Source organism: Hydrogenophaga sp. (genome assembly GCF_030373245.1).
Classification (GTDB): domain Bacteria; phylum Pseudomonadota; class Gammaproteobacteria; order Burkholderiales; family Burkholderiaceae_C; genus Hydrogenophaga.
In genome coordinates this window covers 164,250-189,141 of sequence record NZ_JAUCZF010000005.1, presented here as the reverse complement: position 1 = coordinate 189,141, position 24,892 = coordinate 164,250, and the positions used below count along the sequence as shown (strand labels likewise).

18 protein-coding genes are annotated in these 24,892 nt (G+C 65.9%); 10 read left to right on the top strand and 8 right to left on the bottom strand.

Annotated elements, in window-relative coordinates:
• Nucleotides 1–5 precede the first annotated feature (5 nt).
• From QUV25_RS13090 to def, 4 genes are all read right to left on the bottom strand, one after another.
• Entirely contained in the window at nucleotides 6–3,164 is a 3,159-nt protein-coding gene (locus QUV25_RS13090; RefSeq protein ID WP_300864582.1) for an efflux RND transporter permease subunit, read from the bottom strand.
• A gap of 130 nt (nucleotides 3,165–3,294) precedes the next feature.
• Complete coding sequence (locus QUV25_RS13085) at nucleotides 3,295–4,428, bottom strand: efflux RND transporter periplasmic adaptor subunit (RefSeq protein ID WP_300864580.1); 1,134 nt, start codon at nucleotides 4,426–4,428, stop codon at nucleotides 3,295–3,297.
• Nucleotides 4,425–5,873 (bottom strand): efflux transporter outer membrane subunit, encoded by a 1,449-nt coding sequence (locus tag QUV25_RS13080; RefSeq protein ID WP_300864578.1) that lies wholly within the window; start codon nucleotides 5,871–5,873, stop codon nucleotides 4,425–4,427. The genes QUV25_RS13085 and QUV25_RS13080 overlap by 4 nt, the downstream gene beginning before the upstream one ends.
• A gap of 113 nt (nucleotides 5,874–5,986) precedes the next feature.
• Nucleotides 5,987–6,526: a peptide deformylase gene (def, locus tag QUV25_RS13075; RefSeq protein WP_300864577.1), complete on the bottom strand. Its 540-nt coding sequence runs from the start codon at nucleotides 6,524–6,526 to the stop codon at nucleotides 5,987–5,989.
• Nucleotides 6,527–6,630: 104 nt separating this feature from the next.
• Between def and QUV25_RS13070 the strand changes: the two genes are divergently transcribed.
• Nucleotides 6,631–7,014, top strand: coding sequence for a hypothetical protein (locus tag QUV25_RS13070; protein ID WP_300864575.1), 384 nt, complete (start codon nucleotides 6,631–6,633; stop codon nucleotides 7,012–7,014).
• 7 nt (nucleotides 7,015–7,021) lie between these two features.
• On the opposite strand, the gene ligA is transcribed toward QUV25_RS13070, so the two are convergent.
• The 3 genes from ligA to smc form a co-directional block, all read right to left on the bottom strand.
• Entirely contained in the window at nucleotides 7,022–9,112 is a 2,091-nt protein-coding gene (gene ligA, locus QUV25_RS13065; protein ID WP_300864572.1) for an NAD-dependent DNA ligase LigA, read from the bottom strand.
• Between the two features lie 112 nt (nucleotides 9,113–9,224).
• Nucleotides 9,225–10,367 (bottom strand): cell division protein ZipA C-terminal FtsZ-binding domain-containing protein, encoded by a 1,143-nt coding sequence (locus QUV25_RS13060; RefSeq protein WP_300864570.1) that lies wholly within the window; start codon nucleotides 10,365–10,367, stop codon nucleotides 9,225–9,227.
• Nucleotides 10,368–10,397: 30 nt separating this feature from the next.
• Nucleotides 10,398–13,919 (bottom strand): chromosome segregation protein SMC, encoded by a 3,522-nt coding sequence (gene smc, locus QUV25_RS13055; RefSeq protein ID WP_300864568.1) that lies wholly within the window; start codon nucleotides 13,917–13,919, stop codon nucleotides 10,398–10,400.
• A gap of 147 nt (nucleotides 13,920–14,066) precedes the next feature.
• Between smc and dapC the strand changes: the two genes are divergently transcribed.
• The 7 genes from dapC to QUV25_RS13020 all read left to right on the top strand — a co-directional run bounded on the left by dapC (nucleotide 14,067) and on the right by QUV25_RS13020 (nucleotide 22,084).
• A complete protein-coding gene (gene dapC / locus QUV25_RS13050) occupies nucleotides 14,067–15,290 on the top strand; it encodes a succinyldiaminopimelate transaminase (protein WP_300864565.1) in 1,224 nt (407 codons plus the stop codon).
• A 44-nt stretch (nucleotides 15,291–15,334) separates the two neighbouring features.
• Entirely contained in the window at nucleotides 15,335–16,159 is an 825-nt protein-coding gene (gene dapD / locus QUV25_RS13045; RefSeq protein ID WP_300864563.1) for a 2,3,4,5-tetrahydropyridine-2,6-dicarboxylate N-succinyltransferase, read from the top strand.
• A gap of 141 nt (nucleotides 16,160–16,300) precedes the next feature.
• Complete coding sequence (locus tag QUV25_RS13040; protein ID WP_300864561.1) at nucleotides 16,301–17,464, top strand: PilT/PilU family type 4a pilus ATPase; 1,164 nt, start codon at nucleotides 16,301–16,303, stop codon at nucleotides 17,462–17,464.
• Complete coding sequence (gene dapE, locus QUV25_RS13035) at nucleotides 17,464–18,639, top strand: succinyl-diaminopimelate desuccinylase (protein ID WP_300864559.1); 1,176 nt, start codon at nucleotides 17,464–17,466, stop codon at nucleotides 18,637–18,639. Before QUV25_RS13040 ends, dapE begins: the two co-directional genes overlap by 1 nt.
• Nucleotides 18,636–19,529 carry a 50S ribosomal protein L3 N(5)-glutamine methyltransferase gene (gene prmB / locus QUV25_RS13030; RefSeq protein ID WP_300864556.1) on the top strand — a complete coding sequence of 298 codons (894 nt, stop codon included), beginning with the start codon at nucleotides 18,636–18,638 and terminating at the stop codon, nucleotides 19,527–19,529. Before dapE ends, prmB begins: the two co-directional genes overlap by 4 nt.
• Nucleotides 19,526–21,505, top strand: a complete 1,980-nt coding sequence (locus QUV25_RS13025) for an ATP-binding cassette domain-containing protein (RefSeq protein ID WP_300864555.1) — start codon at nucleotides 19,526–19,528, stop codon at nucleotides 21,503–21,505. The genes prmB and QUV25_RS13025 overlap by 4 nt, the downstream gene beginning before the upstream one ends.
• 180 nt (nucleotides 21,506–21,685) lie before the next feature.
• Nucleotides 21,686–22,084 (top strand): hypothetical protein, encoded by a 399-nt coding sequence (locus tag QUV25_RS13020; protein ID WP_300864552.1) that lies wholly within the window; start codon nucleotides 21,686–21,688, stop codon nucleotides 22,082–22,084.
• An 11-nt stretch (nucleotides 22,085–22,095) separates the two neighbouring features.
• Here the strand turns inward: QUV25_RS13020 and QUV25_RS13015 are convergent, their stop codons facing one another.
• Nucleotides 22,096–23,127, bottom strand: coding sequence for a D-2-hydroxyacid dehydrogenase family protein (locus QUV25_RS13015; RefSeq protein ID WP_300864550.1), 1,032 nt, complete (start codon nucleotides 23,125–23,127; stop codon nucleotides 22,096–22,098).
• A 193-nt stretch (nucleotides 23,128–23,320) separates the two neighbouring features.
• Here QUV25_RS13015 and QUV25_RS13010 point away from each other — a divergent pair, with 193 nt between their 5' ends.
• Nucleotides 23,321–24,283, top strand: coding sequence for a tripartite tricarboxylate transporter substrate binding protein (locus QUV25_RS13010; protein ID WP_300864547.1), 963 nt, complete (start codon nucleotides 23,321–23,323; stop codon nucleotides 24,281–24,283).
• Entirely contained in the window at nucleotides 24,280–24,822 is a 543-nt protein-coding gene (locus tag QUV25_RS13005) for a carboxymuconolactone decarboxylase family protein (RefSeq protein WP_300864544.1), read from the top strand. Before QUV25_RS13010 ends, QUV25_RS13005 begins: the two co-directional genes overlap by 4 nt.
• Nucleotides 24,823–24,892 lie beyond the last annotated feature (70 nt).

Sequence of the window (24,892 nt, the reverse complement as noted above, 5' to 3'; positions counted from 1 at the left end):
GCGCCTCAAGCTTGCTGCTCGATCAGGCCCGGGCGCGCCGGCTCGGCTTTTCGCCCAAACAGCTTGTTGAAGAAGATCGCCACATCGTCCACCACGGTGAACACCGCCGGAATCACCAGCAGGCTGAGGAAGGTCGAGGTGATGAGGCCACCGATCACCGCCCAGGCCATGGGTGAACGGAAGCTGCTGTCGGCAGCACCCCAGCCCACCGCGATGGGCAGCATGCCCGCGCCCATGGCGATGGTGGTCATGACGATGGGGCGGGCCCGCTTGTGGCAGGCGTCCATGAGCGCGTCGAACCGGTTCAGACCGTGCAGGCGGCGCGCTTCGATGGCGTATTCCACCAGCAGGATGGAGTTTTTGGTGGCGATACCCATGAGCATGATCAGGCCGATGAGCGAAGGCATGGAAAACGCCTTGTCGGCCAGCAGCAGCGCCACAAACGCACCACCCAGCGACAGCGGCAGCGCCGCCAGAATGGTGAACGGGTGCAGGAAGGCTTTGAACAGCAGCACCAGCACGATGTAGATGCACAGCACACCCGTGAGCATGGCCAGACCGAAGCTGGCGAACAGCTCGCTCTGCACCTCGGCGTCGCCCAGCTCCAGCACCTTGACGTCGGCAGGCAGGTTGTTCACGCTGGGCAGCGCCTCCACCTGGGTCTTGATGTCGCCCAGGGCAATGCCAGCCAGTTCGACCTCGAAATTGATGTTGCGGGCGCGGTTGAAGCGATCGATCACGGCTGGACCGCCACCGAATTCGAGCGACGCCACCTGCCCGATCATGACCGGGCCGCGCGCGCCCGGCACGGTCAGGCGCTCCAGCACCGCCAGGTCTTCGCGGGCAGCGGCGTCGAGCTTGACCACGATGGGAATTTGCCGCTGCGGCAGGTTCATCTTGGGCAGCGCACTGTTGTAGTCACCCACGGTCGCGATGCGAAGGGTTTCGGCGATGGCGCTGCTGGTCACACCCAGCTCGGCGGCTCGCGCCAGATCGGGTTTGACGATGATCTCGGTGCGCACCAGCGCGGCACTGCTCTGGATGCTGCCCACGCCGTTGATGGTGCGCAGATCGCGCTCGATCACGCTGGCAGCCGTGCTGAGTGCGGCGGCGTCGTTGCCGGTGAGGGTGAGCACGTATTTTTCACCCGATCCGCCCAGGCCGACCTTGCTGCGCACGCCGGGAAGGTTGCTCATGGCCTCGCGCAACTGGTTTTCAATGACCTGTTTGCGCGGTCGCTCGCCGCGCGCATCGAGCTGGATGGTGAGCGCCGCCTTGCGCGATTCCACCGCGCCCTGCGGCGCAAACGGATCGCTGCCCGCCGAGCCTGAGCCGATGGTGGTGTAGACCGACTTCACATGCTTCACCGCAGCGACCAGCTGACGCGCGCGTTCGGCGGTCTGCACCGTCTGCTGCAGGGTGGCGCCTGGCGGCAGCTCAATGTAGACCTGCGTCTGCGAGTTGTCGTCGGGCGGGATGAAGCCTTGCGGCAGCAAGGGAATCAGCATCACCGAGCCGATAAAAAACGCCGCCGCAAAGGCCATGGTGATCCACCGGTGGCGCACGCACCAGCCGGCCCAGCCCTGGTAGGTGTCGAGCCATTTCGGCTCTTCCTGCGGATGCGCCCAGGCCCACAAGCCGCCCAGCAGCGCATTCTTCTTGGCCCAGGCTGGCCGGTCTTCGGTCAGCACAAACGGCCGCAGGATGTAAGCCGCCATCATGGGCGTGAGCGCGCGCGCCACGATCAGCGAGGCAAACACCGCGAGCGATGCCGTCCAGCCGAATTGCTTGAAAAATTTGCCCGGAATGCCCGACATGAAGGCGGTGGGCAGAAACACCGCGATCAGGGTGAAGGTGGTGGCGATCACGGCCAAACCGATCTCGTCCGACGCTTCCATGGCCGCCTGGTAGGGCGTTTTGCCCATGCGCATGTGGCGCACCGTGTTTTCCACCTCGACGATGGCGTCGTCCACCAGGATGCCGATCACCAGCGAGAGCGCGAGCAGCGTCACCACGTTGATGGTGAAGCCCAGGTAGTGCATGCCGATGAAGGCCGGGATGGCGGACAAGGGCAAGGCCACTGCTGAGACGATGGTGGCGCGGAAGTCGCGCAGGAACAGCCACACCACCAGCACGGCGAGGATGGCGCCCTCGTAGAGCAGCACCATGGAGCCGTCGAACTCCTCCTGCACCGGTGTCACGAAGTCGAACGACTCGGTGATCTGCAGGTCGGGTCGGGATTGCCGCAGTTCCTGCAGTCGCTCGCGCACCCCTTCACCCACCTCGATCTCGCTGGCGCCGCGGCTGCGCGCGATCTCGAAGCCCACCACCGGCCGGCCGTCGAGAAACGCGGCGGCGGTGCGCTCAGCCACCGTGTCTTCGATCTTCGCGATCTGATCGAACCGGATGCTGCGCCCGTCTGACAGGGCAATCTCCATGCGCGCCAGCTCATCGGCCGATTTCAGCGCCGAGACGGTGCGCAGCGGCTGCTGGCTGCCGCCAATGTCGGCCACGCCGCCGGCGCTCTCGATCTGCACCCGCGCCAGCTGGCGCGAGATGTCGGCCACCGTGGTGCCCAGCGCCTGCAGCTTGAGCGGGTCGAGCTGAATCTGCACCTCGCGGTCCACGCCGCCGACCCGGTTCACCGCGCCCACGCCACGCACCGAGAGCAGCAGCTTGGACACCTCGTTGTCGACAAACCAGGACAGCGCCTCTTCGTCCATCTTGTCCGAGGCCACGGTGTAGGCCAGCACCGCACCGCCAGCGAGCTCCAGCTTGTTGATGATGGGCTCTTGCATGTCGCTGGGCAGATCGCCGCGCACCCGGGCCACCGCCGAGCGCACATCGTCCAGCGCTTCCTGCGTACCCTTTTCCAGGCGGAACTCGGCGGTGATCGAGACCACGCCGTCCTGCACTTTGGTGAAGATGTTCTTGAGGCCTTGCACCGTAGCCAGGCTGTTCTCGATCACCCGCGCGACGTCGTTTTCGAGCTGGTTCGGCGCAGCGCCCGGCAGGCTGGCGACGATGGTGATGTTGGGCACGTCCAGGTCGGGGAAGTTTTGCACCTTCATCGACTTGAACGAATACAAGCCCGCCAGCGTCAGCATGACGAACAGCATGACCGCAGGAATCGGGTTCTTGATGGACCAGGCTGAGACGTTCATATTGGCTTTCCAGCACCAGTGCCGAAGCGGTGACTTGGCACAAAAATCCCGTGGAACCGGCTTTGCCAGGCCGCAGGGATTGCCCCCTGGAAGGGGGTCGCGCGCCGCGCGGCCGGGGTGGTCTCTTGATTCACTGGACCACCTTGACCAAGTCGCCTTCGTTGAGGAAACCCGCACCCTGCACCGCCACGCGTTCGTCGCCTTTCAGGCCACTGAGGATTTCGACGCGTTCGCCCACGCGGCGACCGGTTTGCACCTTGATGGCGCTGGCTTTGCCCGCTTCGTCCACAACGAACACGAAGTTGCTGCCGTCGCGCACCACGATGGCGGGCGTTGGCAGGGTCAGCGCTTCGCTCTGGCCTATGGCAAAGCGGCCCCGGGCAAAGGTGCCCGACTTCAGGTCTTTGTGGCGCGGCAGGTCCACGTAGACCAGGATGTTGCGGGTCTGTTCGTTGGCCGACGGCGAGATCGCGCGCACCTTGCCTTCCACGCTGGCACCGGTGGCCATCGTCACCTGCGCCCGCTGACCCACCTCGATGCGCCCTACCTCGCTGGCCGTGACCTCGGCGCGCCACTCCATGCGGCTCTGGCGAACCAGACGAAACAGCTCCTGGCCCGAGCCCACGACAGCACCCACGGTGGCGCTGCGCGCCGAGATCACGCCATCGTCAGGCGCCTTCACCGAGGTATTGCCCAGGCGGATCTGGGTGGCACCCAGCACCGCCTTGGCGGCCTCCCACTGGGCTTTCGCCACCTTCTCCTGCGTCAGGTACTGCGCTACCTGCGAGGCTGAGAGCGCACCCGTGTCCTGGATGGAGCGGGCCCGGTCGGCGTCGGCTTTGGCGTTGAGGTAGCTGGCCTCGGCCTGCACCGCGCTGGCCTCGCTTTGCAGCATTTCGGCGCGCGCGCTGTCGCTGGCGAAGACCGCCAGCACCTGACCCTTGCGCACCACATCGCCCACGTTCACATTCACCTGCGCCAGCCGCAGGCCGCTCACCTCGGCCCCCACGCTGGCTTCCTGCCAGGCGCTTACATTGCCGTTGGCATCCAGCGACAGCGACAGGGTCTCTCGGCTCGGCTGGGTCACGGTCACCGTCATCGATGGCTTGGCGGCCACTTCGTCGGCCGGCGCGGCCGCAGATGCAGCGCCGGGCGCTGGCTGCCGCGAAAACCAGACCAGGGCGGCAATGAAGATGAGTGCCAGGACAGCGGCCAGGGCCAGCCAACGTCGGCGGCTGTTGGGAGAGGTTGGCGCATTGCTCATGAGGGATCTTTGGCGGCGTTGTGTTGGAGGGGGTCGGCCACACGGGCTGGGTCGAAACCGCCGCCGAGGGCGACGTAAAGGTCGATCCAGGCCTGGATACGGTCTTGCTGCAGCGTGACCGCGCTGCTGCTGGCGTTGAGCTGCAGGCGGCGCGCTTCCTCCAGTTCGTTCAGATTCGCCAGCCCGACCCGGTAGCGCGCCTGCGTGGCGGTGAACGACTGGCTGTAGCCATCGAGTGCCGTCTGAGTGGTGCCAGCCTGCTCCCGCAAAGACGCGAGCGCCACCAGCGAGCGTTCCACCTCGGCCACGGCATTGCGCAGCGTGGCGGCGTAAGCCACCGCTGCACTCTCGTAGCGCGCCTGGGCACTGTCGACCCCGGCCTGCAGCGCACCGCGTCCGAGCAGCGGCAGGCTGAGGGTGAAGGGCCCGACCGACCAGCTGTTGAACGAATCGCTGGCGCCCGCGCTGCTGACCCGGTTGCGCAGCAGGCTGCCCGAGAGGCTCAGGCTCGGCAAGAGCGCGGCTCGCGCCACTCCCACCGACTCGGCGGCCGCAACCAGCTCGCGCTGCGCCTGGTACACATCGGGTCGCTGGCGGATCACGGCAGCGGGCACCGCATCCACCGACAGCCAGTCGTTGAGCGCCGCATCGGCTGGCACGGCGGGTGCCTGCGCGAGCTGGGCGCGCAGCTCAGGCTCAGGGAGGCCCGTGAGCGAGACCAGCGACTTGATCTGCTGCTCGCAGCGCTGCTGCTGCGCGCGGGTGCGGCTCGCCGCGTCGGCGGCGCTCGCACGCGCCAGCGCCGCAACCGCGGGCGCGGTCAGCCCGGCGCGCTCGGTTTCGCCAGCGGCCTGGGCCGTGGCGGCGCGCGAATCGCGGTCTTCTTGAGCCACGGTCAGCTGGGCCTGGCACTGGCGCTGGGCGTAGTACAGACTGGCCAGCTCGGCGGCCACCAGCACGCGAGCTTCGTGCCAGCCCGCACCCGCCGCGTCCTGGCGGGCCTGCGCGGCCGCAATACCGGCCGACGCCCCACCCCAGAGGTCGAGCGCCCAGGACGCCTGCACGCCAGCTCCGAATGCTGTTGCGGCCGGCTGACCCAGCACTTGACGGCTGCGGCTGGCGCTGCCCACCGCGGCCAGCTGTGGCCCACTGGCAGTCTGCTCGCCCTGCAACTGCGCGCGGGCGTCAAACACTCGGGCCCGGGCGGCCGCGATCGACGGGCTTTCCGCCTGGGCCAGCGCGATCCAGCGGGTGAGCACCGGGTCGTCGAGTCGCGCCCACCATTGCGTCAATGATGCCGAACGGCCCTGATGCGCCAGCGGTGGCGCGTACCAGGCCGGTGGCGTGGCGGCCGAGGCGGCTTGGGTGCTCGGCAACTCAGAGTTGACCGCGCAGGCGCCCAGGAAGGACGCAGCGAGCAACGCGGCGCAGGTTCGGATCGTCAATTCGGGTGTTCCTGTGGAGTTCGATCAGGTGGCGACTCTAGCGGCGAGTGCCACGCGATTTGTGTCGCTGTGTTTCGGAGCCGCATCGGAATGTTTCGCCGGCGATGCGCAGGTCAATCGTCGGCCTGGTCGGACAGCTCGGGAAACAGCACCTCGATGAAACCAAAACGGGAAAAATCACGCACCCGCATGGGGTACAGCTTGCCCCAAAGGTGGTCGCATTCGTGTTGTACCACGCGCGCATGAAAGCCCTCTGCCACACGGTCGATCACCCCGCCCAGCGGATCAAAGCCCTGGTAGCGGATGCGTGCCCAGCGCGGCACCACGCCCCGCATCCCGGGCACCGACAAACAGCCTTCCCAGTCTTCGATTTCTTCATCCCCCATCGGGGTGATGGTGGGGTTGATCAGGACCGTTCGCGGCACAGGCTCGGCGTCCGGGTAACGCGGCACCACCGCACCGGTACCGAAAATCACCACCTGCAGGTTCACGCCGATCTGTGGCGCGGCCAGGCCGGCCCCGTTGGCCACCGCCATGGTTTCGCGCATGTCTTCGATCAGACGGTGCAGTTCGGGTGTGTCGAATGCGGTCACCGGCTGGGCGGTCAACAGCAGGCGCGGATCGCCCATTTTGAGAATGGTGTGAAGGGTCATGGTCGGGCAGAAAAACCGCGCAGGCGGTGTGTGAGCGGGTGACAGGCCATTTTGATGCAGGTAGAGTGTCCCAGACACACGCGACCACGTTCTGGAGGCACCACATGACCCCACGCCACACCCCCACCCTGACCGCCCGCCCCCACTGGAGCCGCCGCGCCCTGCCCTGGGCCACGGCCAGCCTGTTGCTGCTGGGGGGAGCCCTCACCTGGCACAGCGCCCAGGCCCAGGGCGCCGAGATCTTCAAAGACGCCGACCTCGCCCTGGGACAAAAGCTGATTGCGGACAACAAATGCGTGGCCTGCCACATCAGCAAGGTGGGCGGCGACGGCAGCGCCATGTACAAGCCGCAAGGCCGGATCAACAGCGCCGGCCTGCTGCGCGGCATGGTGGAGATGTGCAACACCACCATGAACTTGGGGCTGTTCCCGGAAGAGGTCACCGCCGTGGCCGCGGTGCTGAACCGGGATCACTACAAGTTCAAGTGAAGTTCGCTCAGATGGGTGGTTGCTCCAGCAGCAGCGCCAGCATGCCCGCTTCGTCCAGCACCGCCACACCCAGTTCCTGTGCCTTGGTGAGCTTGCTACCCGCCTCAGCGCCGGCCACCACGTAGTCGGTTTTTTTGCTCACCGATCCAGCGACTTTGGCGCCGGCGGCTTCCAGCATGGCTTTGGCGTCTTCGCGGCTGATGGTGGGAAAGGTGCCGGTCAGCACAAAGGTTTTTCCCGCGAGTGGTTGCGGCGCCTGTGCGGCAGGCTCCCCCTCGGGCCAGGTCACGCCGCAAGCGCGCAGTTGTTCGACCACTTCGCGGTTGTGTGGCTGATCGAAGAAGGTGCGGATGCTTTGCGCCACCACCGGGCCCACGTCGTTCACGGCCAGCAGAGCTTCTTCAGTGGCGTTCATCACGCCGTCCAGCGTGCCGAAGTGACGCGCCAGGTCTTTGGCGGTGGCTTCGCCCACGTGGCGGATGCCCAGGCCGAACAGAAAGCGCGGCAATGTGGTCTGCTTGGATTTTTCCAGTGCGCCCAGGATGTTTTGCGCTGACTTGTCTGCCATGCGGTCCAGGGTCAGCAGCGCCGTCAAGCCGAGCCGGTAGAGATCGGGCAAGGTCTTGACCACGCCAGCGTCGACCAGCTGCTCGACCAGTTTGTCCCCCAGCCCTTCTATTTCCACCGCGCGGCGCTGCGCAAAATGCAGGATGGCCTGCTTGCGCTGGGCGCCACAGAACAGACCACCGGTGCAGCGGTGGTCGACCTCGCCTTCCTCGCGCACCGCGGCACTGCCGCACACCGGGCAGTGCGCCGGCATGGTGAACACCGGCGGTTCGCCCACACGCTTGTCGGGCAGCACCGCCACCACTTCGGGAATCACGTCGCCCGCTCGGCGCACGATCACCGTGTCGCCCACGCGCACGTCTTTGCGACGCGCCTCGGCTTCGTTGTGCAGCGTGGCGTTGGTCACGGTCACGCCGCCGACGAATACCGGCGCGAGCTTGGCCACCGGCGTGAGCTTGCCGGTGCGGCCGACCTGCACGTCGATGCCCAGCACGGTAGTGAGCTGCTCCTGAGCCGGGTATTTGTGTGCCACCGCCCAGCGCGGCTCACGCGAGACGAAGCCGAGCTGGCGCTGCAGCGCGAGCGAATTCACCTTGTAGACCACGCCGTCGATGTCGTAAGGCAACTGATCGCGCGCGGCGCCGATTCGCTGGTGAAACGCCACCAGCTCGTCTGCCCCGGTGGCCAATGCAGTCTGCTCGGCAACTGGAAACCCCCAGGCCTTGAGCTGCATGAGCATCTGCAAGTGCGTTTCAAATGCTGGGCCGCCCTGCTCGGCCGGGGTGAGCTCCCCGAGCCCGTAAGCGAAGAAGCTCAAGGGGCGCTGGGCCGCGATGCCCGAATCGAGCTGGCGCACGGCGCCAGCCGCGGCGTTGCGCGGATTCACAAACGTCTTTTCGCCCTTGGCGCCAGCGGCGATCTTGGCGCGCTGGCGCTCATTGAGCGCATCAAAATCGTCGCGCCGCATGTAGACCTCGCCACGCACTTCCAACACCGGCGGCGCTTCGACTGGCAGGCGCAGCGGGATCTGCCCGATGGTGCGCACGTTGCTCGTGACGTCTTCACCCACTTCGCCATCGCCTCGCGTGGCGGCCTGCACCAACACGCCCTGCTCGTAGCGCAGGCTCATGGCCAGCCCGTCGAACTTGAGTTCAGCCACATACTCGACTGCCAGATCGCCCTCGCCCAGGCCCAGTGCACGGCGGACCCGGGCGTCAAAGTTCCGGGCACCGCTGGGCTCGGTGTCGGTCTCGGTGTTGATCGACAGCATGGGCACGGCATGGCGCACGGGTGTGAAGCCATCAAGCACCTGACCACCCACGCGCTGAGTGGGCGAATCCGGCATCAGCAGTTCTGGGTGGGCCGCTTCCAGTGCCTGCAACTCGCGAAACAGGCGGTCGTACTCCGCGTCGGGGATTTCCGGATCGTCTAGCGTGTAGTAACGGTGAGCGTGGTGGTGCAGCTGGGCGCGCAACTCGGCCGCGCGCTCGGCCGGCGTGGGCTCGGACGAAAAAAGATCAGAAGTGCTCATGCAACGAGAGAGGTGAATTCCACCCAGATCGCCGCGGAACCGGCTCCGCCGGGCCGCCAGCGCTGCCCCCTTGAGGGGGTCGCGCGCAGAGCCGCGGGGGTGGGTCAATCATTCAACTGAACAGCCGGCGCGCCTGCGCCGACCCTGCCGACAGATCCCGGCTGTCCAGCGCGTCGTAAAGCCCCTCCAGGTCGGCGCCGATGCGGTCCAGCGCCTCGGCCGTCAGGTGCTGGCCGGCGTCGTCGGTGACCACGCCATCCATGGCCTCGGCCAGGGCGGCAGCGGCCTCGCGCATGCGCACGAAAGGCTGCTCGATGCGTGCCACGTGGGTGACCTCCAGCGACAAGGCCAGTTCGCGCAGGGCGCTTAGCTCCGGGTCTTCGGCCATGGCGGCCTGGGGATCAAAGGCCAGGCTCAGAATAGGCGCCTGTCCCGCGGCGCTGCCCGGAAGCACCATGCGGCCGGGCAAGGCACCTGCCACAAAGCCGAGCCGCGCGGCCTGCTGCGTCACGTAGCCCGGGCTCCAGGCGGCGCGACGCGCTCTCAGGGTGAAGCCGAGCTGGGCATCGTGGCCGCTGGCAAAGGCGTCGAGCTCGCGCGCGCGCGCCACCTCGGCTCGCATGTCCGGGAAATCCGGCGCGGCGCCCACCGCATCCGCAAAGGTCTGGGCCTTGACCACGAACTCGGAAAATTCGATGTCGTTGAGGGCACCAGCGCGGTTGGCCAGCTGCACACCGGCCTGGAGCGTCCGATAGCGTTGACCAGGGCGCGGAGTCTCCCACTCGCCATTCATCTCGCTCAGGCCTTCTACGGCGAAAGGTTTGCTGCCCACGCGCCGGGTGCCCGGCAAAGCGGCGAGCAGTGCATCGCCCGACACCTCGGACTCCAGGGCCAGTGGCGTGATGACGTCGATCAGCGCGTCCAGGCCGGGCCGCTTCTCCGGGGTTGCCACCATGTGGTTCAACGTGACGGGCACCGTCTGAGGCGTTGCGGGCTCGGCGAGAGGTGCGGTGTTGGGTCCGTCCCCGGGAAACGCGTCCAGCACGGGGTCGATGCGGCCATCGCCCTCGCCGCCGGGCGCGGTCTCGGCAAATACCGGCGTTGCCACCGGACCTGCCGGGACGGCGACAGATTCACCCCCGCGCTCGCGCAGGGTTCGAGGCACGTTGCGGCGGGTGATCCAGGCGTTGTAGGCCACCACGCCCGCCAGAATGAGACCGCCGATGATGGCCAGGCTGACTTGCAGTGTGCTCATGGTTCGTGCGTGGGGCGCGAGGTCAAAAGATCAGGTGGCTTCGAGCATACCGGCAGCCGACTCCATGTCCACGGCCACGATGCGCGAAACACCTTGCTCCTGCATGGTCACACCGATCAGCTGTTCGGCCATTTCCATGGCGATCTTGTTGTGGCTGATGAAAAGGAACTGTGTGTCCTTGGCCATCTGGGTCACCAGCTTGGCGTAGCGCTCGGTATTGGCGTCGTCCAGGGGCGCATCAACCTCGTCGAGCAGACAGAACGGTGCCGGATTGAGCTGGAAAATGGCGAACACCAGGGCGATCGCGGTGAGTGCCTTCTCACCGCCCGAGAGCAGGTGGATGGTCTGGTTCTTTTTGCCCGGTGGCTGGGCCATGACCTGCACGCCTGCATCCAGAATTTCTTCCCCGGTCATCACCAGCCGGGCGTTGCCGCCGCCGAAAAGCTCGGGGAACATGCGACCGAAATGGGTGTTGACGGTGGCGAACGTGCTGCCCAGCAGGTCGCGGGTTTCGTTGTCGATCTTCTTGATCGCGTCTTCCAGCGTCGTCATGGCCTCGGTCAGGTCGGCGGTTTGAGCATCCAGGAAATTCTTGCGCTCGCGCGCGGCGGTGAGCTCGTCCAGCGCGGCCAGGTTGACGGCGCCGAGCGATTGGATCTCGCGGTGCAGGCGCTCGATCTCGCCTTGCAACCCGCTCAGGCGCACGTTGCCTTCGGTGATGCTTTGCGCCACCGCCGCCAGATCGGCCTGGGCCTCTTCGAGCTGCAGGCTGTACTGCTCCACACCCAGGCGGGCAGCCTGCTCCTTGAGCTGAAAGTCGGTGATGCGCTGACGCAGCGGGTCGAGCTCGCGCTCCAGCTTCAGGCGGCGTTCGTCGCTGGCGCGCAGTTTGTTGGTGAGGTCGTCGTAGTCGCTGCGCAAGGCGCCCAGCGACTGTTCCCGCTCCAGCTTGGTGGCCAGGGCGCTCTGCAGTCCGGCCTGCGCCGCAGCATCGTTGAGGCGCGCGAGCTCGTCAGACGCGCGTTGCTGCTCCTCGGCCAGCAGCTTTTCCTGGCTGGCTGCGCCTTCGAGCGAGCGCTGAAGTTCACCCTGGCGCGCCTGCAGGCTGCGCAATGCAAACACGGCTTCCTGTGCGCTGCGCTCCAGACCACGCTGCTGTTCGCGCGCCTGAGCGAGCCGGCGCTCGGCGTCGATCACCGCGTCGTCGAGCTGGGCGTGGCGCTCCTGGTGATCGGCCAGCTGCAGGTCGAGCTCTTCGAAGCGCGCTTCGGCGGTGATCCGACGCTCCTGGAGGACTTCGAGCTGCGCGTCGACCTCGGCCAGATCGGCAGCGATCTGCTCGCTGCGGGCGCGGGTCTGCTCGGCGAGCTGGGTCAGGCGCAAAGCTTCGACTTGAAGCTCGTGGGCACGGGTGCGCGTCTCGGCGCCTTCTCGTCGGGCACTCACCAGGCGCTGCGAGGCTTCGGTGTAGGCGGCCTCGGCACGCACCAGCGCGGAGCGCGCCTGCTCGGCGATCAGGACCTGCGCCTTGATCTGCTTGTCGAGGTTCTCGATTTCCTGGGCGCGCGCCAGCAGGCCGGCCTGTTCACTGTCGGGCGCGTAAAAACTGACGCTGTGCGCGCTGACTGCGTGCCCGCTGGGCACGTAGATCACCTGACCAGGCTGCAGTTGATCGCGTCTGGACAGGGCTTCATCCAGGCTGGCGGCACTCAGACAACCTTGCAGCCAGTCAGCGAGCAAGGCGCGCTGGCCGGCGTCGTTCAGGCGCAGCCAGTCGGCCAGTGGCTTGAGACCCGACGCGCCCGGCTGGGCAGCGGCAGCGGCGGCGGGTGCATGGTAGAACGCCAGCTTGGCGGGTGGGGCGTCGTTGCCAAACGCGCGCACCATCTCCAGACGGGAAACCTCAAGCGCACCCAGGCGCTCACGCAGGGCGGCTTCCAGCGCGTTTTCCCATCCGGTTTCGACATGGATGCGGCTCCACAGCCCCTGGAGCCCATCCAGCCCGTGCTTGGACAGCCAGGGCGCCAGCTTGCCGTCGGTCTTGACTTTCTCTTGCAAGGCCTTGAGTGCTTCCGAGCGGGCCGACAGGTCGGATTGCCGGGCAGATTCCTGGTTCACGGCTTGCTGGGCGGTGCGGCGCTCTTCATCGAGCTGGGGCACGCGGTCTTGCAGTTCGTGCAGAACGCCCTCGGCCACCTCGGCGAGCGCCTGAGCGCTGGCCAGTTCGCTCTGTGCGCTCATCACACGGGCTTCGTCGGGTGCGGCAAGGGCATTGCGGTCGGCACTCAGCCGCTCGTGGCGCTGGTTGAGCTGGCGGCTCTGCTCTTCGATACTGCGCTGTTCGGCGGCGAGCACCTGAATTTGCTGCTGCACCTGGCCCACGCTGTTGCGCTGTTCGTTGGCGCGGCCCTGCGCCTGGCGCAAGGCGTCTTCGAGGGCTGGCAGGGCGTGCGCCTGTTCCTCGCCCTGGGCGGCCAGCACCACCGACTGCTCTTCAGCCTCGACCAGGCTGGCTGCGATCTGCTCCAGCTCGATACCCGCATCGGCGCTGCGCGTGCTCCAGGATCCGATCTGTTCCCTGAGCTGCACGAGGCGCTGTTCGACCCGGGTGCGCCCTTCGACCACAAAGCGGATTTCGGCCTCGAGCTTGCCCACCTCGGCGGTCGCTTCGTACAGCCGGCCTTGCGCCTGGTTGACCTGATCACCCGCCGCGTAGTGCGCCTGGCGAATGGTCTCCAGCTCAGATTCGACGCGTCGCAGATCGGACGTGCGCGACTCCAGGTCGGTCAGCGCCTGGGCCGCGTTTTGCTTGACCTGCGCCTGGTCCGCCTCGGCTTCGGACCGCTTGAGGAACCAGAGCTGATGTTGCTTGAGCGTGGCGCTGGACTGCAGCTGCTGGTATCGGGCAGCGACCTCGGCCTGCTTTTCCAGCTTGTCCAGGTTGGCATTGAGCTCGCGCAGAATGTCTTCCACCCGGGTCAGGTTTTCGCGCGTGTCGGCCAGGCGGTTGGCGGTTTCGCGGCGGCGTTCCTTGTACTTCGAGACCCCGGCGGCTTCTTCGAGAAACAGGCGCAGTTCTTCGGGCTTGGACTCGATGATGCGGCTGATGGTGCCCTGGCCGATGATGGCGTAGGCGCGTGGTCCCAGACCGGTGCCCAGGAACACATCCTGCACATCTCGACGGCGCACCGGCTGGTTGTTGATGTAGTAGCTGCTGGTACCGTCGCGCGTGAGCACGCGCTTGACCGCAATCTCCAGGAACTGGCCCCACTGGCCACCGGCGCGGTGATCGCTGTTGTCGAACACCAGCTCCACGCTGGAGCGGCTGGCCGGCTTGCGGTTGTTGGTGCCGTTGAAGATCACGTCCTGCATGGACTCGCCACGCAGCTCGGAGGCCCTGGACTCGCCCAGCACCCAGCGCACCGCGTCCATGATGTTGGACTTGCCGCAGCCGTTGGGCCCCACCACCCCCACCAACTGACCCGGCAGCAGGAAGTTGGTCGGCTCGGCGAAAGACTTGAAGCCGGAGAGCTTGATCGAGTTAAGGCGCACGTGGAATCGGTCGCAGAACGCTAACTATTTGATTTGTAAGGAAAATCCTCCCCCTGTCGGGGCCGGAGCGCGATCCGCATGATACCGCGTCGCTCCAGCGGCACGGCGCACCGCCAGAGGTTTGCACCGCTGGGGATAATTGGCGCGATGAATCCCAAGTTGTCGCTTCTGCAGCCCTACCCGTTCGAGCGGCTGCGCCAGCTCTTTGCCGGCGTCACCCCCAACCCCGCCCACCAAGCCATCAGCCTGGGCATCGGCGAGCCCAAGCACGCCACGCCCGCCTTGCTCAAACAAGCCCTGGCTGACGCGCTGGACACGGGCCTCGCGGGCTATCCCGCTACAGGCGGCGAGCCCGGTCTGCGTGCCGCCTGCGCGGCGTGGCTGCAGCGCCGGTATGGGGTCTCGGTGGACCCGGCGACGCAGGTTTTGCCCGTCAACGGTTCGCGTGAGGCCTTGTTTGCTTTCGCGCAGACGGTGATCGACCCCACCCGGGAAGGGGCGACGGTGGTGTTTCCCAATCCCTTCTACCAAATCTACGAAGGTGCGACCTTGCTGGGTGGGGCGCTGCCGCACTATGTGGCCAGCGACCCGGCGCGCAACTTTGCTCCCGACTGGGACAGCGTGCCGGCCGAGGTCTGGTCACGCACCCAACTGCTCTATGTGTGTTCGCCCGGCAACCCGACCGGCGCGGTCATGCCGCTGGACGAGTGGCGCAAGCTGTTTGCCCTCAGCGACCAGCACGGTTTCGTGATTGCCTCGGACGAGTGCTACAGCGAGATCTATTTTCGCGAAGAACCGCCCCTGGGCGGACTGCAAGCCGCGAAGGAGCTCGGGCGCACCGACTTTCGGCGGCTGGTGGCCTTCACCAGCCTGTCCAAGCGCAGCAACGCGCCTGGCCTGCGCAGCGGTTTTGTCGCGGGAGATGCGGCGCTCATCAAGCCCTTTCTGCTCTACCGCACCTACCACGGTGGCGCCATGAGCCCGGCGGTGCAGGCCGCCAGCGTGGCCGCCTGGGGAGATGAAGACCATGTGGTGGAGAACCGGCGCCTGTACCGCGAGAAGTTTGCCCAGGTCACCCCGCTGCTGGCCGAGGTGCTGGACGTGGCGTTGCCCGATGCCGCCTTCTACCTCTGGGCCGGCGTGCCCGCCCGCTTCGCCAGCCACACCCCTGGCCTGAGCGCGGACGAGGCGTTCGCCCGCGCCTTGCTGGCTCAATACAATGTGACGGTGTTGCCTGGCAGCTACCTGGCGCGTGAAGTCGGCGGGCACAATCCGGGCATGGGCCGGATCCGCATGGCCCTGGTGGCTGAAAGCGCCGAATGCCTTGAAGCCGCGCAACGCATCCACCGCTTTGTAAGCGGCGCTCGCTGATGGTGTGAACGCCACGCTCCCTTTTTTCAATTCAACCGTTTCTCATGACCCAACAACTGCAAACCCTGATCGACAACGCCTGGGACAACCGCGCCGAGCTCACACCCGCATCGGCGCCCAAGGAAGTGCTCGACGCGGTGGAACACGTGATCGCCGAACTCAACAACGGCCAGCTGCGCGTCGCCACGCGCGAGTCGGTGGGCCAGTGGACCGTGCACCAGTGGGTCAAGAAGGCGGTCTTGCTCTCCTTCCGCCTGAAGGACAACGTGGTCATGAAAGCGGGTGACCTCGCGTTCTTCGACAAAGTGCAGACGAAATTCGCGCACCTGAGCGAAGCCGAGATGAAGGCCACCGGCGTGCGCGTCGTGCCACCGGCCGTGGCGCGGCGCGGAAGCTTCATCGCCAAGGGCGCCATCCTGATGCCAAGCTACGTCAACATCGGCGCCTATGTGGATGAAGGCACCATGGTCGACACCTGGGCCACGGTCGGTTCGTGCGCACAGATCGGCAAGAACGTGCATCTTTCTGGTGGTGTCGGCATCGGCGGCGTGCTGGAGCCGCTGCAGGCCGGTCCGACCATCATCGAAGACAACTGCTTCATCGGTGCGCGCTCGGAGGTGGTTGAAGGCGTGGTGATCGAGGAAAACTCGGTGATCTCCATGGGCGTCTACATTGGGCAGAGCACCCCCATTTACGACCGCGCCACGGGAACCACCACTTACGGTCGGGTGCCGGCGGGTTCAGTGGTCATCAGCGGCAGTCTGCCCAAAGACGGCGGCAAGTACAGCCTGTACGCGGCCATCATCGTCAAGCGGGTGGATGCACAGACGCGCGCGAAGACCAGCTTGAACGAACTGCTCCGAGATTGACCCTCCTGCACCGCTTCGCGTTTTCCCCTTCAGGGGGACAACACCTGCGGCCTGGGAAAGCCGGCTGCGGGGTGTTCGCTGGACAAGGTGCCTCTCGTTGGCGTGGAATGTGTTGATGCTTGATGTGTTGAAAGGCCTGACATGAGCAGTGGAACGATGGAGCGCATCCTGCGCCTGATGGCGGACAAAAAGGCGTCGGACGTGTATCTGTCGGCGCAGGCGCCGGCCATGATCAAGATCAATGGGCAGACGATCCCGATCAACAGCCAGGTGCTGCCACCCGAGGCGCCGCGCAACCTGCTGTCCGAGCTGGTGCCATCGACCCGGATCGAGGAGCTCACCGAAACCGGGGAGCTCAACATGGCCGTGCCGCTGGATGGGGTGGGCAACTTCCGCGTCAGTGCCATGCGCCAGCGCGGCAGCTATGCGGTGGTGATCCGTTACGTGCCTGGCGACATTCCTTCGCTCGATTCGCTCAACGTGGCGCCGATCCTGGCCGACCTGGTGATGGAAAAGCGTGGGCTGATCCTGATGGTCGGCTCCACCGGCGCCGGCAAGAGCACCACGCTTGCGGCCATGATCGACCATCGCAACGAAAACGCCAGCGGTCACATCCTGACTGTTGAAGATCCGATCGAATACGTCTACAAGAACAAGCGCTCGGTGGTCAATCAGCGCGAAGTGGGGCCCGACACCGCCTCGCTTCAGATCGCACTCAAGAACGCGCTGCGCCAGGCACCCGATGTGATCCTGATCGGCGAAATCCGCGACCGCGAGACCATGTCGGCCGCGATCTCTTATTCGCAGTCGGGCCACCTCTGTCTGGCGACCTTGCACGCCAACAACAGCTACCACGCGCTCAACCGCATCCTGAGCTTCTACCCGGTGGAAGTGCGCCCGACCATGCTGGGCGATCTCGGGTCTGCGCTGCGCGCCATCGTGTCGCAGCGCCTGCTGCGCACCCACACCGGTGGCCGTGTTCCAGCGATGGAAGTGATGCTCAACACGGCGTTGATCTCCGATCTGATCCAGAAGGCCGACTTTTCGGGCGTTCGTGAGGCGATGGAGAAATCACTCGCCGAGGGATCACAAAGCTTCGAGCAGGATCTTGCCCGCCTCGTGGCCGATGGCATCGTCACCCGCACCGAGGGCATGGCCCAGGCCGACTCGCCGAACAACCTGCTCTGGCGCCTGCAAAACGACTTCAATGCGGCCAAGTCGGCCAACACCGCGTCGGCCCCGCTGGAAGACGAGGCCCAGGACCGAGCGACCTTCACCGAGTTCACGCTCGACGTCAAATTCTGATGACCGCCACCCTGCGCCTGACCGAAGCCCTGATCGCACTCCCCTCCGTCACCCCTCGGGATGAGGGATGCCAGGCCATCATCGGCGAACGGTTGTCGGCACAGGGCTTTGTTTGTGAAACGATGGAGAGCGGTCCAGCCGACCTGCGCGTCACCAACCTGTGGGCCCGGCTGGGCAGTGGACAACAACCGACTCTTATCTTCGCTGGCCACACGGATGTGGTGCCCACCGGCCCGTTGAGCGCATGGACCAGCGACCCGTTTGTGCCCACACACCGTGACGGCAAGCTGTTTGGTCGGGGCGCGAGCGACATGAAAGCATCACTCGCGGCCATGGTGGTCGCCTGCGAAGAGTTCCTGGCCGCCACACCCCAGCCGCCCATCGACATTGCCTTCTTGCTCACCAGCGATGAAGAGGGCCCTGCCACCGATGGCACGGTCATGGTCTGCCGCGAGCTCACCCGACGCAAACAGCGAATGGACTGGGCCATCGTCGGCGAGCCCACCTCGGTGGAGCAGACCGGCGACATGATCAAGAACGGCCGCCGTGGCTCGCTCAGCGGCAAGCTCACCGTCAAGGGCGTCCAGGGCCACATCGCCTACCCCCACCTCGCCAGGAACCCCATCCACCTGGCCGCGCCGGCGCTGGCCGCGCTGGCCGCCGAAGTCTGGGACGCGGGCAATGCGTTTTTTCCGCCCACCAGTTGGCAGGTCAGCAATATCCACGGCGGCACGGGTGCCAGCAATGTCATCCCCGGCACCGTGGTGATCGACTTCAATTTCCGTTTCTCCACCGAGTCCACGCCAGACAGCCTGCAGCAACGCGTCGCGGCCATTCTGGCGGCGCACCAGCTGCAACCAGGGGAAAGTTGCGACCTGGAGTGGAACCTGAGTGGTCTGCCCTTCCTCACTCCGCCAGGCACCCTGGTCAACGCCGTGCGGGATGCGGTTCGCAGCGAAACCGGCATCGAGACCCAGCTCTCGACCACCGGCGGTACCAGCGATGGACGATTCATTGCCCAGATCTGCCCCCAGGTGATCGAACTCGGTCCACCCAACGCGACCATCCACAAGATCGACGAATGCGTGGCCGTGGCCGATATCGAACCGCTGAAAAACATCTATCGGCGCGTACTGGACAACCTGGCCGCGCAGGTCCGTGGCCAGCAGCCATGACCCTGCAAGATCTCCTGACCCAGGCCACCGAGCGCCTGGCGGCCGCGCCATTGGCCTTTGGCCACGGCACCAGCAACGCCCGCGACGAAGCGGCCTGGCTGGTCCTCTGGCAGCTTGGCCTGCCGCTGGACTGCGATCTCGAAGCCCTGGCTGCTCATGCCGTCACTGAAGCGCAGTCGCAAGCGGTTCAGTCGCTGATCACCCGCCGCATCGAGACTCGCCAGCCCGCTGCCTACCTCACCCGCGAAGCCTGGTTGCAGGGTGTTCCGTTTTATGTCGATGAGCGCACCATCGTGCCGCGCAGCTTCATCGCCGAGCTGATCGCCGAAGGCGGCTTTGACGCCTGGCTGAGCGAGTCCACCCGCGAGGTGCTCGACCTGTGCACCGGCAATGGCAGCCTGGCGGTGCTGGCGGCCATGGCCTGGCCCGATGTGCACGTGCTCGCGGCCGATCTGTCCGTCGACGCCTTGGCCGTGGCGCGCATCAATGTCGACAAACACGGGCTGCAAGACCGCATCGACCTGGTCGAGTCCGACGGCTTGCAGGCCTGCCCCGGTCCTTACGACCTCATTCTCTGCAACCCGCCCTATGTGAACGCGCAGAGCATGAGTGCCCTGCCCCCGGAGTACCAGGCAGAGCCCGTGCTGGCCCTGGCGGGCGGTGCGGATGGCATGGACTTCATCTGTCAACTGCTGCGCGACGCACCCTCTCGCTTGTCCCCGCAAGGCGTGCTGGTGCTGGAAATCGGTAACGAGCGCCCGTTCTTTGAAGCCGCGTTCCCGCAACTCGAAGCTGTGTGGCTGTCCACCAGCGCCGGCGACGACCAGGTGCTCTTGCTCACCGCTGAATCTCTTTTGGCGCCGGCCTCGCTGCCTGCGCCCGCCCCATGATCACCATCAAGAACATCGTCCTGCGACGCGGCACCAAGGTGCTGCTGGACAACGCCTCCGTCACCATCAACCCGGGCGAAAAGGTGGGCCTGGTTGGCCGCAACGGAGCGGGCAAGTCCAGCCTGTTTCGCTTGCTGGATCACAGCCTGCACGAAGACAAGGGTGACTTCTACGTGCCACCGCAATGGCGCATGGCGCAGGTGGCGCAGGACATGCCCGAGACGGACATGCCCGCTACCCAGTTCGTGATCGAAGGCGACACCACGCTGCTCGCCGCGCAAGCCGAGGTAAGCGCGGCAGAAGCCAGCGACGACGGCGAGCGCATGGGCAACGCCTACATGGCGCTGCACGATGCCGGCGCCCACGACGCACCCGCACGTGCACAGGCGCTCATTCTCGGGCTGGGTTTTCGCACCGACGAGCTCGAGCGCCCGGTCAACAGCTTCTCTGGCGGCTGGCGCATGCGCCTGCAGCTGGCGCGCGCGCTGATGTGCCCGAGTGAACTGCTGCTGCTCGACGAACCCACCAACCACCTGGACCTGGACGCCCTGGTGTGGCTGGAGGCCTGGCTGCAGCGCTACGAAGGCACCATGCTCGTGATCAGCCACGACCGCGAGTTTCTGGACGCGGTGACCAACGTCACGGTGCACATCGAGCGAGCCCAGCTCACCCGCTACGGCGGCAACTACAGCCGCTTCGAAGACATGCGAGCCGAGCAGATGGCGCTTCAGGCCTCGGCGTTCTCGCGCCAGCAGGAAAAGATGGCGCACCTGCAGAAGTTCATCGACCGCTTCAAGGCCAAGGCCAGCAAGGCCAAGCAGGCACAAAGCCGCGTGAAGGCGCTGGAGCGCATGGAGAAGATCGGCCCGGTGCTGGCCGAAGCGGATTTCACCTTTGAATTCTCCGAGCCGCAGAACCTTCCCAACCCCATGCTGGCCATGCAGAACGTGGATTTTGGTTACCCACCGCCGGCTGGCAGCAGCGAGCCGATCACCATCGTGCGCGGCATCAGCCGCTCGGTGCAGGCGGGGCAACGCATCGGCATCCTGGGCGCCAACGGCCAGGGAAAGTCCACCGTGGTCAAGACGATTGCCCGCGCACTGCAGCCGCTGGCTGGTCAGGTCACCGAGGGCAAGGGACTGAACATCGGCTATTTCGCGCAGCAAGAGCTGGACGTACTGAGGCCGGCCGACACGCCGCTGGAGCACATGATCCGGCTGGTGAAAGAGTGCACGGCCGAAGGCCGTCTGCAAGGTCAGGCCACGCGCGAGCAGGATCTGCGCAGTTTCCTCGGCAGCTTCAACTTCACGGGTGACCAGGTCAAGCAGACCGTGGGCAGCATGAGCGGCGGCGAAAAAGCCCGCCTGGTGCTGTGCATGATCGTGTGGCAGCGCCCCAACCTGCTGCTGCTCGACGAACCCACCAACCACCTGGATCTGGCGACGCGCGAAGCCTTGTCGATGGCGCTCAACGAGTTCGAAGGTACCGTGATGCTGGTCAGCCACGACCGCGCCTTGCTGCGTGCGGTGTGCGATGAGTTCTGGCTGGTCTCCCGCGGTGGCATCGAACCCTTCGATGGCGATCTGGATGACTACCAGCGCTATCTGCTTGACGTGGCCAAGCAGTCGCGCGAAGCCCAGCGCCAGGAACAGCGCGCCGCTCAGGCAACACCGCCGCCCGTCCCTGCGCTTCAGACCGCGACCGTGCCCACGGCAGGTCCCGACCAGCGCAAGCAGGAAGCCCTCAAGCGCGAACAGCTCAAACCGCTGAAGAAGGAGCTCGAGCGCGTCGAAAAGCAGATGGCGCAGTTCACGCAGGAGCGAACCGCCCTGGAGGCCAGACTGAATGGGCCTGCCGCACCTGCCGAGCTGGCCGAGGCGGGGCGCCAGCTCAAGGCCGTCCATGCCAGCCTGGAACCTCTGGAAGAGCGCTGGCTGGAACTCACCGAGCAGATCGAGGCCGCGAGCACAACGTAGTCGCAGCTGCAAAAGGCAGGCCGCACCGCCCGTGACCCAGGTCATGTCACGGGGAGTCCTCGGGGATTCTTTTTCCTGTGCCAGTCATGACCAGGCATGGGACTTCTTGACTCTTGCCCCCTGACTGGCTCAACAGGCCGGTGTTCCTGCACCCTCACGCGCACCGATTAGCATCGGAGCATGAGTACCCAGCCACTGCGCCGCTTGAGCGCGGCAGAAGCCACCGAACTGGCCCTGTCTGCCCCCGGCAGCGCCTGCAACCAATGCCGAGCCTTTTCTAGCCCCGGCTGGAGTTCGTTTCCGGCCACGGCCAGTGCTGAGGTACTGCAGGCTGTTGGCGCTCTGTGGCTGCCGGGTGATGACGAACCGACGCAGGAAGAAACACCTCGGCCCACCGGTGTGGACGAATGGTCGGCCGCCGCACCCATTTCGCTCTCGCGCCGCCCTTACAACCGCTGCGAGATCTGGTCATGCCGGCACTGTCGCCTGCCCTTCCTGCGTTACACAGAGTACGGCGGCTACTACGTGGACTCGCGCATCCGCGAGCTGCACGCCGAGCGTCTGGTGGATGGAATCTGAAACCAGGTGCCTCAGGGCGCCAACACGCGAGGCAACGGCGCTCCGGCGAGCCAGGCCAGCACACATTCGCGGGCGTCCTGCACAAAAGTCTCGAACACGGGACGAGCCACAAAGCCCAGGTGGGGGCTCAGCAGCGCCTGCGGAAAACTGCGCAGGGGAGCGTCCTCAGGCAGTGGCTCGGCATCGAAGACATCCAGCGCGACCTGAGCTGGACGGCCTTGAGACAGTGCTTGAAGTAGAGCCGCCGTGTCGACCAGCGTCGATCGCGAGGTGTTCACCAGGAGGCTGTCGGCGCGCATCAAGGCCAGGCGCTCGGCGTTGATGAGGCCACGCGTCTGTGCTGTAACCACGAGGTGCAGGCTCACGATGCGGGAGCGCGCCAGCAAGGTATCCAGATCCACGAAGCTGGCACCGTGTTCGGCGGCACGTTCGGCCGTCATGCGCGGGCTCCATGCCAGCACCTCCATGCCGAAGGCCTGCGCATAGCGAGCCACGCGGCCACCGATTTCGCCCAGGCCGACCAGCCCGAGGGTCTCGCCTTTGAGCACAGGCAGCAGGGCGTGCGGCGTGCGCCAGTGCCCCTCCAACCCTTCCTGAGACTTGCGCTGCATGAGTGCGTTGCAGTTCTCCACCAACCGCTTGTGGGCGGCCATGATGAGCGCCCAGGTCAGTTCGGCGGTGCTGTCCTTGGACGGGCCCCATCCGGTGTGGCAAACCGGAATGCCGCGCGCGGCCAGCGCAGCGACGTCAAGCGCCTGGTTGCGCGTGCCAGTGAACACCACCAACTTGAGCCTGGGCAGCTTGGCGATCAGATCGGCCAACAAGGGCGTGCGGTCTCTCATCAGCACCACCACATCGGCCTCGGCCAGCAGCTCCAGCAGCGGCGCCCCTTTCAGCGGTGTGGTCTGTATGTGCAGCTGCGCATGCTTGCGCACCGGCTGCCAGTCTGCCAGGGCCTCGAAGGCCTGTTCGTAATCGTCCAGCACGACGATGCATGGCCTCTGGCCAGGGACAGCGGAGAGGAACTGAGAAGTCTGGTTCATCACAAGGGGTATCCAGAAAGCAGAAAGGCGACATCACAAACGCCATCCATCATGAACTGGCGTGGTGCCCGGGATGATAGGCGTGCGGGCGCCCGTAGTTTTACGTACAGACATCGCCTCTGCGCCGCCCATACTGCGAAGCTTCCGTTCACAAGCACCCCTCGCCTTTTCCACTCAGGAGACCAAGAAGATGATGAAAAAATTGCTCGTATCGGCCATGGTGACTCTGACCGCCATGGGCGGGACCGTGGCCCACGCCCAGGCCTGGCCCAGCGCCAAGCCCATCCGCCTGATTGCCGTGTTCCCGCCGGGTGGCTCGGTGGACCAGGTGTCGCGCATCTTGGCGGAAGGCTTGCGCACCGAACTCAAGCAGACGGTGGTGGTGGACAACGTTGGGGGCGCCTCCGGCATGATCGGTACCGCAGCCGTGGCCCGCGCCGAACCAGACGGCTACACCTTCGGCGTGGTGTTCGACACCCACGCGGTGAACCCGGCGCTCAAGCCCAGCATCGCGTTTGACACCCTGAAAGACCTGACCCACGTCAACCTGCTGGGTACCGCGCCCATGGTATTGGTGGCCAGCAAGGGCTCGCCCCTGACCAGCTTCGCGCAACTGGTGACGCAGGCCAAGGCCAAGCAGCCCAACAGCTTCGGCACCATCGGCACCGGCAGCCTGGGCCACCTGGCACTGGCCCAGCTGGCGAAGAACGCCGGCTTCAACTGGACCCACGTGCCCTACCGCGGTGGCGGCCCGCTGATGAACGACGCCATTGGTGGCCACGTACCACTGGCCGTGGGCTCGCTGTTCCTGGTCAAGCCCCACGCCGATTCAGGCAACGTGACGCCGTTGGCCGTGACCACCAGCAACCGATCGAAGGACATGCCCAACGTGCCGACCATCGCCGAAAGCGGCTTCCCCGGCTTCGATGCACCGGCCTGGTGGGGTGTGATCGGCCCGGCCAAGATACCCGCGCCCGTGCTGACCCAATTCAACGATGCGCTGCGCAAAGTGCTGCGTGACCCGGCGGTGTCAAGCAAGCTCGAAGCCCAGGGCATCCAGATCGACGGTCGGGGCCCCGAGGTGTTCACGCCTTTCGTGGAGCGCCAGATGACGACCTGGGTCAAGTTCATCAAAGACAACAACATCACCGAATGAGCGAAGCACACCGGATTGTTCCGTTCCAGCCACTGGACCTGGCTGAACCTGCGGCGTTGGTGAACGCCATCCGCGAGCGGCGCGGCGGCGAGCTGCTGAACCTGGACCGCATGCTGCTGCACAGCGCCCCGCTGGCCAGCGGCTGGAACGGGTTTCTCAAGCAGGTTCGCGAGCACATGAGCCTGGATCCGCAATTGCGGGAACTGGCCATGTGCGGCGTGGCGGTGCTGAATGCTGCCGAATACGAGTTCAACCAGCATGCCCCGCTGTTCCTGAAAGCCGGCGGTACACAGGCGCAGCTCGATGCGCTGCGGCTGTTGGGCACCGAGCGCTTCGACGCCGGTGCGTTCCGTGCGCTTGAAGCCGATGCGGCCCAGCTCACACTGGAAATGACGCGGAACATCTACGTCGAAGACGCGCTGATGCGCCGCCTGCAAGCCGCCCTGGGCAACCAGGCGTTGGTGGAGCTGGTGGGTACCGTGGCCGCGTACAACATGGTGTCGCGCTTTCTGGTGGCGCTGCAGGTGACGCCGGAGTAGCCGACCGGCCCCTGCCTGCAAATCCTGGCGTTTGCTCACGCCATCATTGCCCCTCTGCAGGTGGGCACAA

Bases quoted from the DNA above. Each gene is read 5' to 3' on its own strand.
- def (WP_300864577.1), bottom strand. From the start codon at position 6,526: ATGACCCTTCACACCATTCTCAAAATGGGCGATCCGCGCCTGCTGTTG.
- QUV25_RS13060 (WP_300864570.1), bottom strand. From the start codon at position 10,367: ATGAGCACACTGCAAGTCAGCCTGGCCATCATCGGCGGTCTCATTCTG.
- QUV25_RS13020 (WP_300864552.1), top strand. From the start codon at position 21,686: ATGAGTACCCAGCCACTGCGCCGCTTGAGCGCGGCAGAAGCCACCGAA.
- QUV25_RS13090 (WP_300864582.1), bottom strand. From the start codon at position 3,164: ATGAACGTCTCAGCCTGGTCCATCAAGAACCCGATTCCTGCGGTCATG.
- prmB (WP_300864556.1), top strand. From the start codon at position 18,636: ATGACCCTGCAAGATCTCCTGACCCAGGCCACCGAGCGCCTGGCGGCC.
- QUV25_RS13015 (WP_300864550.1), bottom strand. From the start codon at position 23,127: ATGAACCAGACTTCTCAGTTCCTCTCCGCTGTCCCTGGCCAGAGGCCA.
- QUV25_RS13025 (WP_300864555.1), top strand. From the start codon at position 19,526: ATGATCACCATCAAGAACATCGTCCTGCGACGCGGCACCAAGGTGCTG.
- QUV25_RS13070 (WP_300864575.1), top strand. From the start codon at position 6,631: ATGACCCCACGCCACACCCCCACCCTGACCGCCCGCCCCCACTGGAGC.
- dapC (WP_300864565.1), top strand. From the start codon at position 14,067: ATGAATCCCAAGTTGTCGCTTCTGCAGCCCTACCCGTTCGAGCGGCTG.
- QUV25_RS13085 (WP_300864580.1), bottom strand. From the start codon at position 4,428: ATGAGCAATGCGCCAACCTCTCCCAACAGCCGCCGACGTTGGCTGGCC.
- QUV25_RS13010 (WP_300864547.1), top strand. From the start codon at position 23,321: ATGAAAAAATTGCTCGTATCGGCCATGGTGACTCTGACCGCCATGGGC.
- QUV25_RS13040 (WP_300864561.1), top strand. From the start codon at position 16,301: ATGAGCAGTGGAACGATGGAGCGCATCCTGCGCCTGATGGCGGACAAA.
- dapE (WP_300864559.1), top strand. From the start codon at position 17,464: ATGACCGCCACCCTGCGCCTGACCGAAGCCCTGATCGCACTCCCCTCC.
- dapD (WP_300864563.1), top strand. From the start codon at position 15,335: ATGACCCAACAACTGCAAACCCTGATCGACAACGCCTGGGACAACCGC.
- QUV25_RS13005 (WP_300864544.1), top strand. From the start codon at position 24,280: ATGAGCGAAGCACACCGGATTGTTCCGTTCCAGCCACTGGACCTGGCT.
- ligA (WP_300864572.1), bottom strand. From the start codon at position 9,112: ATGAGCACTTCTGATCTTTTTTCGTCCGAGCCCACGCCGGCCGAGCGC.